Annotated in this window: 3 protein-coding genes and 1 pseudogene; all 4 read left to right on the top strand. The window is 43.1% G+C overall.

The window, feature by feature from the left end:
- Window positions 1-96: pseudogene (locus tag QB898_RS12860) on the top strand (carboxyltransferase domain-containing protein); the annotation flags it as partial.
- Between the two features lie 89 nt (window positions 97-185).
- Window positions 186-1,754, top strand: coding sequence for an Eco57I restriction-modification methylase domain-containing protein (locus QB898_RS12855; RefSeq protein ID WP_279525270.1), 1,569 nt, complete (start codon window positions 186-188; stop codon window positions 1,752-1,754).
- Window positions 1,751-2,530 carry a HincII family type II restriction endonuclease gene (locus QB898_RS12850; protein WP_279525269.1) on the top strand — a complete coding sequence of 260 codons (780 nt, stop codon included), beginning with the start codon at window positions 1,751-1,753 and terminating at the stop codon, window positions 2,528-2,530. The genes QB898_RS12855 and QB898_RS12850 overlap by 4 nt, the downstream gene beginning before the upstream one ends.
- A gap of 1 nt (window position 2,531) precedes the next feature.
- Window positions 2,532-2,791 (top strand): carboxyltransferase domain-containing protein (locus QB898_RS12845; protein WP_279525268.1); only part of this gene is annotated, 260 nt, incomplete at its 3' end.

Below are 2,791 nucleotides of genomic sequence, written 5' to 3'. Positions count from 1 at the left end.
GCCAGCCCGCGCACGCGCATTCCGCCGGGGGCCGTGGCGCTGGCGGGGCGCTTTTCGGGCGTGTACCCGCGCGCCAGCCCCGGCGGCTGGCAGCTCAATTGATAAAACCTTGCCATAATATGATGGAGTTTCTTCAACATTCTATGTTTATTAAAATTAAACTTGGCTTTCCATTAGGATGACACATGAATAGAGATGAAAATTCAAGTCAGCATCAAATAGCACGTGGCCAATATTTTACTCCAAGATATATTGCTGATTACATGGTAGGCATGCTTGAGTCTTCACGAGAATCATTGATTCTTGAGCCATCAAGTGGAGAAGGCGTTTTCATTGATGCCTTGCAGGCACAAGGATTTAATCGCATCATGGCCTATGAAATTGATAGAAGCCTGATAAAACATTCATGCGTCAAGAATGAAAGCTTTGTCTCTGTGCAGCCTAATTTCCAATTTGACGCCATCATTGGAAATCCACCTTACGTCCGCTGGAAAAACATGCTTCCAGAATCAAAAGTGGAACTTAATGACAATCCAATATGGAGAGCAAATTTTAATGGCTTGTGTGATTATTTTTATATATTCATATTGAAATCAATTAAACTACTCAGGCATGGAGGCGAGCTTGTATTTATATGTCCTGATTATTGGATATCAACGAAGCATGCAACCAACCTGCGCAAATTTATGCTTAAAAATGGCTGTTTCAGTAACATAATACGCTTTCATGAGACCGCTATATTTGATGGTGTTAATTCATCTTTCATGATTTTCAGGTATATAAAGGGAGGCTGCTTGGAACATATTGATGTCATTCAATTTCCCAAGAAAAGAAATCTAAAAAAAGACACTTCTTCACTTAATGAAATTCTCGGACATGCGGAGAAATTTTCTTTGCCACAATTTTTAATAGATTCGGCATGGACTGTTGCCAACAAACATTCATTGCATCAAGTTAGCTTGCTGGAGAAGATTTGCTCCCGAAATGATGAAAATCTGGTTGCAGATCGATATCCAACCGTAGGCGACGTATGCGACATAGGCAATGGAATGGTGAGTGGGTTAGACAAGGCCTTTCAAACACAGCTGAATGATCAGTACACATCCGAAGAAATCTTCTCCAGTATCAATGTAGCCAAGGCCAAACATCTGGAGCCTTATCGGATAACGCGTCTTACCGATTATATCTTTATTCGTGGCACCTACAGTGAAAATGAATTAAAGATACGTTTTCCAAATTTTTATAAATCTCTGCTACCCTATCGAATTCAGTTAGACAGGAGATATAACTATAACAGAAACCTTCCTTACTGGGAATGGGCATTTCCAAGGAATTACCAAATGTTCAGAAGCGCATCAAAGCGAATTCTCGTTCCATGCAAGGAAAGAATCACCAACAAGGATCATTTCCGTTTTGCCATTGCGGAATCTGGAATATATCCAACACAGGATGTTACCGCATTATTTAAAAAACAACACACCCAAGAAAGCCTGGAGTATATTGCAGCCTATCTTAATCACCCCGCTGTTTTTCACTGGGTCAGGCATAAGGGAGTGATAAAAGGCGGCATCGTCGAATTTTCAGAAAAGCCCTTATCATCCATTCCGTTCAGAAAAATCAACTGGAATATCCCTGACGAAGTCCAAGCGCATCATGCAATTACCTGTGGCGTCAATAATTACATGCAAACTGGTGATAAATTTTATCTTAATCACCTTGAAGCTTTATTTGCGAAGCTGGGAATAGAAAAATGAATCGAGAAGAATTGAATTTGTTACGTACCGACCTGATTGGGAAAAGCATACCCAAACCTTTATCAGGCACACTCTCTGGGCATGCTGCTGGTGAACCTTTTGAAAAATACGTTCTTGAGATATTGAAGAAACATCGAAGCAACGGCGTATTCAAGCAATACGAATATATTAATGATTTATTCCTCAAAAATCCGAAGGCTATTAGCCATGGAGAGAGAATGGCGCTGTTTCAATCTCCCACTCTGATGCTCTTACTGAGTCGTGGTAAATCTGCGATGGAACGGTGGAGTAGCGATAATCCGTTTGAAGAAAAGCAGAACGATACAGCAGATATTCTGTTAATACATGATGGCATACATGAATTAATTGATGTCAAGACAAGAAACATTAGCAAGAATGCACAGCAACCTAACATTATCTCCGCTTACAAGCTGGCCCAAGTATGTGCAAAAATGCTGGACAACGAAGAATTTAATACATTCGAGATAAATTATCTGGAAATTGATTGGCGTCTTGAGGTCGATAAGTTGATGTGCAGCAGTATTCATTACGCTGAATTATTTAGAACCAACCCTTCTGATTTGTACATAAATTGGGCGGCTGCCATGCAAATACAGTTTCATGTATGCGATTTGGGTCAGGATTTTTCTGGTACACGAAAAGAGTGGGCCTTGCAGTATTTGAGGCACTTTGTATCTCAGGCAAGAAAACGCGCCAATGACATGCTAAAGAAATTTGTGGAGCCTTTCGAAAAATACCTTCATTTTCCCAGCTGAGATGAGATTTCTCCCCGTCACCGCAGGCGCTTTGCTTGTCGAGCTGCCCGATCTGCCCCGCACGCTGGCGCTGCTGCGCGCGCTGCAAGCTGGCCCGCCCGAGGGCGTGACCGAAGTCATTCCGGCTGCGCGCACGCTGCTGATTCATTACGAGCCGTGGCGCTTTGACGATGCGCAACTGGCCGCCGCCGTGGCCGCCATTGCGCAAAAGGCACAAAGTGCAGCAGAAAGCGGCGCGCCGCCTGAAGAAGCGGCCGGGGC

The sequence above is a fragment of the Ottowia cancrivicina genome, assembly GCF_029813755.1.
In the GTDB taxonomy this organism is placed as follows: domain Bacteria; phylum Pseudomonadota; class Gammaproteobacteria; order Burkholderiales; family Burkholderiaceae_C; genus Ottowia; species Ottowia massiliensis.
Note: the sequence above shows the minus strand (reverse complement) of the source record. Positions and strands in the feature narration are given on the sequence as shown.

What these genes read in the sequence shown, in the direction of transcription:
- QB898_RS12855 (WP_279525270.1), top strand. Translation starts at nt 186, where the DNA reads ATGAATAGAGATGAAAATTCAAGTCAGCATCAAATAGCACGTGGCCAA.
- QB898_RS12850 (WP_279525269.1), top strand. Translation starts at nt 1,751, where the DNA reads ATGAATCGAGAAGAATTGAATTTGTTACGTACCGACCTGATTGGGAAA.